At 65.5% G+C, this 6367-nt stretch carries 8 protein-coding genes; 7 read left to right on the plus strand and 1 reads right to left on the minus strand.

What is annotated here, in order from left to right; genetic code table 11:
• Positions 1-18: 18 nt before the first annotated feature.
• Positions 19-426 (minus strand): twitching motility response regulator PilG, encoded by a 408-nt coding sequence (gene pilG / locus AYB31_RS01020; RefSeq protein ID WP_068824884.1) that lies wholly within the window; start codon positions 424-426, stop codon positions 19-21.
• A gap of 221 nt (positions 427-647) precedes the next feature.
• On the opposite strand from pilG, the gene gshB reads away from it, so the two are divergent.
• The 7 genes from gshB to AYB31_RS01055 form a co-directional block, all read left to right on the plus strand.
• The gene (gene gshB, locus AYB31_RS01025) at positions 648-1607 is read left to right on the plus strand and encodes a glutathione synthase (protein ID WP_068824886.1); all 960 of its coding nucleotides are present in this window, start codon (positions 648-650) and stop codon (positions 1605-1607) included.
• Positions 1608-1694: 87 nt separating this feature from the next.
• On the plus strand, positions 1695-2591 hold the full coding sequence (locus tag AYB31_RS01030; protein WP_068824888.1) for an energy transducer TonB: 897 nt from the start codon (positions 1695-1697) through the stop codon (positions 2589-2591).
• 123 nt (positions 2592-2714) lie between these two features.
• Entirely contained in the window at positions 2715-3281 is a 567-nt protein-coding gene (locus AYB31_RS01035; RefSeq protein ID WP_068824890.1) for a YqgE/AlgH family protein, read from the plus strand.
• The gene (ruvX, locus tag AYB31_RS01040) at positions 3278-3709 is read left to right on the plus strand and encodes a Holliday junction resolvase RuvX (protein WP_068824892.1); all 432 of its coding nucleotides are present in this window, start codon (positions 3278-3280) and stop codon (positions 3707-3709) included. The genes AYB31_RS01035 and ruvX overlap by 4 nt, the downstream gene beginning before the upstream one ends.
• A gap of 14 nt (positions 3710-3723) precedes the next feature.
• The gene (gene pyrR, locus AYB31_RS01045; protein ID WP_068824894.1) at positions 3724-4233 is read left to right on the plus strand and encodes a bifunctional pyr operon transcriptional regulator/uracil phosphoribosyltransferase PyrR; all 510 of its coding nucleotides are present in this window, start codon (positions 3724-3726) and stop codon (positions 4231-4233) included.
• An 11-nt stretch (positions 4234-4244) separates the two neighbouring features.
• Positions 4245-5246 carry an aspartate carbamoyltransferase catalytic subunit gene (locus tag AYB31_RS01050; protein WP_068824896.1) on the plus strand — a complete coding sequence of 334 codons (1002 nt, stop codon included), beginning with the start codon at positions 4245-4247 and terminating at the stop codon, positions 5244-5246.
• A partial coding sequence (locus AYB31_RS01055) for a dihydroorotase (protein ID WP_068824898.1) occupies positions 5246-6367 on the plus strand: 1122 nt, incomplete at its 3' end. The genes AYB31_RS01050 and AYB31_RS01055, both read left to right, overlap by 1 nt.

A 6367-nucleotide genomic window follows, 5' to 3' on the forward strand; every position in this document is an offset into this window, starting at 1 on the left:
CCGGCTTGTGGCCGGAAATCAGGAGGCTTGCTCCACCGGGACGAATTCGGGCACATGCGCCTTGATGGCACCGAGCAGCTCTTCCTTGCTGAATGGCTTGGTCAGGTACTGGTCGGAACCGACGATGCGTCCCTTGGCCTTATCGAACAAACCGTCCTTGGAGGACAGCATGATCACTGGCGTGGATTTGAAAGCACTGTTGTTCTTGATCAGAGCGCAGGTCTGATAGCCGTCGAGACGCGGCATCATGATGTCAACAAAGATAATGCTCGGATGAGTATCGGCAATCTTGGCCAACGCATCGAAGCCATCTACCGCGGTGATGACCTCGCAGCCCACCTTCTTCAGCAGAGTCTCGGCGGTGCGACGAATCGTTTTCGAATCGTCGATCACCATGACCCTCAAACCTTCGGAATGCTGTTCCATGTCTGCCCTACCATCGCCTCGGTAATTCATTATTTTATCTTTACAGCACAGTGTGGCTGAGGCCGTAACACTGACGGGCTGCGCCCCGATCGTGCGGACTTTTTAGCACACTCTACTCATGCAATCTATAAGCCCCTAATACTCGGGGTTTTTCTTGACCGGCGACGCCCCCGGCGCCACCCTTGCGCATCCCTTCGACCAGCCGTTAGCAGGTTTCCCCCATGAGCATTCGCCTGGGGATCGTCATGGATCCCATCGCCCAGATCAACTTCAAGAAGGACAGCTCCCTGGCCATGCTGCTGGCCGCCCAGGCCCGCGGCTGGTCACTGTTCTATATGGAGCAGAAAGACCTTTACCAGGGTGCCGGCGAGGCACGTGCCCGTATGCGCCCACTGCGCGTCTTCAACGACCCACAGCAGTGGTTCGAACTGGACGACGAGCAGGACGCCCCATTGAGCGAGCTGAACGTGATCCTGATGCGCAAGGATCCGCCCTTCGACATGGAGTTCGTCTACTCCACCTATCTGCTGGAACAGGCCGAGCGAGCCGGCTCGCTGATCGTCAACCGCCCGCAAAGCCTGCGCGACTGCAACGAGAAGCTGTTCGCCACCCTTTTCCCCCACTGCATGCCACCTACCCTGGTCAGCCGCAGGCCCGACATTCTGCGCGAGTTCGCCGAAACGCAGCGTGACATCATTCTCAAACCCCTGGATGGCATGGGCGGTTCTTCGATCTTTCGCCACCGCGCCGGCGACCCCAACCTCTCGGTGATCCTGGAAACCCTGACTGCCCATGGCACCCAGCAGATCATGGCGCAAGGCTACCTACCGGCCATCAAGGACGGCGACAAGCGCATTCTGATGATCGACGGCGAGCCGGTGCCCTACTGCCTGGCGCGCATCCCGGCCAAAGGCGAAACCCGCGGCAACCTTGCTGCCGGCGGCACTGGCGAGGCGCGACCGCTGACCGAGCGCGACCGCGAGATCGCCGCCGAAGTCAGCCCGGTGCTGCGTGAAAAAGGCCTGCTGTTCGTCGGCCTTGACGTGATCGGCGAACACCTCACCGAGATCAACGTGACCAGCCCGACCTGCATCCGCGAGATCGACAAGGCCTACGACACCCGTATCGGCGAGCGCCTGATGGACGCCATTGCCAGCAAGCTCGATGCACGCAAAGCTTGATGCAGGTGGCAGCTTGGCGCTTGCAGCTTGCGAGTCGCCACGCTCAGCCGGCAGACTGCGCGACATCCTGAAGCCAGCCACTGCCAGATGAACGCTGCCACCCGCATTCCCACCGAACTCGCCAGCCAAGGCGTCCGCCCCGCGGACCGCCTGGGCTTCACCCTGCTTATTGCCACCCTGCTGCACCTGGCCCTGATCCTCGGCGTCAGCTTCACCCTGGCCAAACCCAGCGAAATCAGCAAGACCCTGGAAATCACCCTGTCCACCTTCAAGAGCCAGGAAAAACCCAAGGAAGCCGACTTCCTCGCCCAGGACAACCAGCAAGGCAGTGGCAGCCTGGAAAAGAAAGCAGCGCCCAAGACCACCGAGCAGGCGCCGTTCCACGACACCCAGGTGAACAAGGTCACGCCGGCCGCAGCGCCGCCGCCGAGCAAGCCGCAGGAGGCGCCCAAGGCCGCACTGGCCACGCGCAGCCCGCAGCAACAAAAGACCCCCGTCAAACGTGAAGAAAAGCAGCCCGAGCCCGACGCCCACCCCGCTCCCGTGTTCGACAGCTCGCAACTGTCCATGGAGATCGCCAGCCTGGAGGCGCAGCTGGCGCAGGACGTCCAGCAATATGCCAAGCGCCCGAAGATCCTGCGCCTGAACGCAGCCTCGACCATGCGCGACAAAGGGGCCTGGTACAAGGATGACTGGCGCAAGAAGGTCGAACGCGTCGGCAACCTCAACTACCCGGAAGAGGCCCGCCGCCAAAGGGTATACGGCAGCCTGCGCCTGCTGGTGGCGATCAATCGCGACGGCACCATCTACGAGGTGCAGATCCTCGAATCCTCCGGCCAGCAGGTCCTTGACCAGGCCGCCCTGCGCATTGTGCGCCTGGCCGCGCCCTTCGCCCCCTTCACCGGCGATCTGGCGGACATCGACCGCCTGGAAATCATCCGTACCTGGCGCTTCGAACGCGGCGACCGCCTGTCCAGCAACTAGCAGCCCGTCACCACAGGTTCTGCTCGCCAACTCAGGCCTACCCAAAGCTTCGCGAACAAAGCCTGTGGCGACAGGCACCCCTGCAGCTTGAAGCCAGCCGCCTTAAGGCCGAAACTAGCGCTCATGAAAACCGCTGCCAGCTACCTCAAGCATCACTTCCTGATCGCCATGCCGCACATGGCCGATCCGCACTTCGCGCAAACCGTCACCTACCTGGTCGAACACAACGAGCAAGGCGCCATGGGCTTGGTGATCAACCGCCCCAATGGCCTCAACCTGGCCGACGTGATGGAACAACTGCGCCCCGAAGAAACCCCGTCCAGCCTGTGCCAGAGCCTGCCGATATTCGCCGGCGGCCCGGTGCAGACCGACCGTGGCTTCGTCCTGCATCCCAGCGGGCCCAGCTACCAGGCCACCCTGGAGCTCGGCGAACTGGCGCTGTCCACCTCCCAGGACGTGCTGTTCGCCATTGCCGACGGCCAGGGCCCCAGCCAGCACCTGATCACTCTCGGCTACGCCGGCTGGGAAGCCGGCCAACTGGAGCAGGAGCTGAGCGATAACGCCTGGCTGACCTGCCCGGCCGACAGTGAAATCCTCTTCGCCACTCCCTTTGACCAACGCCTGGGCGCCGCCGCCGCACGCCTGGGCATCAATCTCAGCCTGCTCACCGCCCAGGCCGGCCACGCATGAGCGCGCCGCCGCGCCTGCTGCTGGGCTTCGACTACGGCACCAAACAGATCGGCGTCGCCATCGGCCAGGCCATTACCGGCCAGGCCCGCGAGCTGTGCGTGCTCAAGGCGCAGAACGGCGTGCCGGACTGGCAGAAGGTCGAGGCCCTGATCAAAGAGTGGCAGCCGGATGCCATAGTCGTCGGCCTGCCGCTGAACATGGATGGCACGAAGAGCGAGATGAGCGAGCGCGCCGAGAAGTTCGCCCGCCGCCTCAACGGCCGCTACAACCTGCCGGTACATACCCACGACGAACGCCTGACCACCTTCGAGGCCAAGGGCCAGCGCCTGGCGCAAGGCCAGCGCGGCGGCTACCGGGACAAGCCGGTAGACGCCCTGGCCGCCGCCCTGCTACTGGAAGGCTGGCTGGAACAGAATTTTTCGGACTGACTGCGAGGAACGCCATGACCCTGCCCGATCCCCAACAGCTGCTGCCACGCATGGCTGCCGACCTGCAGGCCCTGCTCCAGCGCCGCGGCGTCGATCAGGCTCACTTCATCGGCATCCGCACCGGCGGCGTCTGGGTTGCCGAGGCCCTGCTCGCCGAACTCGGCCAGGAGCAGCCACTGGGCACCCTGGACGTCTCCTTCTACCGCGACGATTTCACCCAGAACGGCCTGCATCCGCAGGTACGCCCCTCGGCCCTGCCGTTCGAGATCGAAGGCCAGCATCTGGTGCTGATCGACGATGTACTGATGAGCGGCCGCACCATCCGAGCCGCGCTGAATGAGCTGTTCGACTACGGCCGCCCGGCCAGCGTGACCCTGGTCTGCCTGCTCGACCTGGAAGCCCGCGAACTGCCGATTCATGCCGACGTGCTCGGCGCCAGCCTCGCCCTGAGCCCACAGCAACGGGTAAAATTGTCCGGCCCCGCGCCGCTCGCCCTTGAGCTGCAAACCCTTACCGCATCCTAAGGCCTGCCACCATGCCTACCGCCGCCTCGCGCTCGCTGCAGCTCAACGACCAGGGCCAGCTGCGCCACTTCCTTTCACTCGACGGCCTGCCCCGCGAGCTGCTGACGGAAATCCTCGACACCGCCGACTCCTTCCTCGAAGTCGGCGCCCGTGCGGTGAAGAAAGTCCCGCTGCTGCGTGGCAAGACCGTGTGCAACGTGTTCTTCGAGAACTCCACGCGCACCCGCACCACCTTCGAACTGGCCGCCCAGCGCCTGTCGGCCGACGTGATCAGTCTCAACGTGTCGACCAGCTCGACCAGCAAGGGCGAGACCCTATTCGACACCCTGCGCAACCTGGAAGCCATGGCCGCCGACATCTTCGTCGTGCGCCATGCCGACTCCGGTGCCGCGCACTTCATCGCCGAACACGTGTGCCCGGATCTGGCCATCATCAACGGCGGTGACGGCCGTCACGCACACCCGACCCAGGGCATGCTCGACATGCTGACCATCCGTCGGCACAAGGGCGGCTTCGAGAATCTCTCGGTGGCGATCGTCGGCGACATCCTGCACTCGCGGGTGGCGCGCTCCAACATGCTGGCGCTGAAGACCCTGGGCTGCCCGGACATCCGCGTGATCGGCCCGAAGACCCTGCTGCCGATCGGCATCGAACAGTATGGCGTCAGCGTTCATCACGACCTGGCCGAAGGCCTCAAGGACGTCGACGTGGTGATCATGCTGCGCCTGCAGCGCGAACGCATGCAGGGCGGCCTGCTGCCCAGCGAAGGCGAGTTCTACCGCCTCTACGGCCTCACCGAGCAGCGCCTCAAGCTGGCCAAGCCAGATGCCATCGTCATGCACCCCGGCCCGATCAACCGCGGCGTGGAGATCGAATCGGCGGTCGCCGACGGCGAGCGCTCGGTGATTCTCAACCAGGTTACCTACGGCATCGCGATCCGCATGGCCGTGCTGTCCATGGCCATGAGCGGCCAAGCCACCCAACGCCAACTGAATGCCGAGGAGCACAACTGATGCGCAGCCGTATCCTCGGAGCCCGCGTGATCGACCCGGCCAGTGGCCTGGACCAGGTTCGCGACCTTTATCTGGACGGCGGCAAGCTGGCCGCCTTCGACCAGGCTCCGGCCGGCTTCAGTGCCGACCGTGAAATCGACGCCCGCGGCCTGATCGCCGCCCCCGGCCTGGTCGACCTGTCCGTCGCCCTGCGCGAGCCGGGCTACAGCCGCAAGGGCAGCATCGCCAGCGAAACCCTGGCCGCCGCCGCCGGCGGCGTCACCAGCCTGTGCTGCCCGCCGCTGACCAAGCCGGTGCTGGACACCTCGGCCGTGGCCGAGTTGATTCTCGACCGTGCCCAGGAAGCCGGGCACACCAAGGTCTTTCCCATTGGCGCCCTGACCAAGGGCCTCGCCGGCGAGCAGCTGGCCGAGTTGGTGGCCCTGCGCGATGCCGGCTGCGTGGCCTTCGGCAACGGCCTGGCGCCGTTCGCCAACAACCGCACCCTGCGCCGCGCCATGGAGTACGCCGCCACCTTCGACCTGACCCTGGTATTCCACGCCCAGGACGCCGACCTGGCCGAAGGCGGCCTGGCGCACGAAGGCGCCACCGCGAGCTTCCTCGGCCTGGCCGGCATTCCGGAAACCGCCGAGACCGTCGCCCTAAGCCGCGCCCTGCTGCTGGTCGAACAGAGCGGTGTGCGCGCGCACTTCAGCCAGCTGACCAGCGCCCGCGGCGCCGAGATGATCGCCACCGCCCAGGCCCGCGGCCTGCCGGTGACCGCCGATGTGGCCATGTACCAGCTGATCCTCACCGACGAGGCGCTGCTCGGCTTCTCCAGCCTCTATCACGTGCAGCCACCACTGCGTACGGCCTTCGACCGCGACGGCCTGCGCGAGGCAGTGAAGAGTGGCGTGATCGGCACCATCGCCAGCCACCACCATCCCCACGAGGCCGACGCCAAGCTGGCCCCCTTCGGCGCCACCGAGCCCGGCATCAGCAGCGTCGAACTGCTGCTGCCGCTGGCCCTGACCCTGGTGCAGGACGGTCTGCTCGACCTGCCGACCCTGCTCGCCCGCCTGACCAGCGGCCCGGCCAGGGCCCTGCGCCTGCCCGCCGGGCGCCTGGCCGTCGGCGCACCG

The sequence above is a fragment of the Pseudomonas sp. BMS12 genome, assembly GCF_001592875.1.
GTDB lineage: Bacteria > Pseudomonadota > Gammaproteobacteria > Pseudomonadales > Pseudomonadaceae > Aquipseudomonas.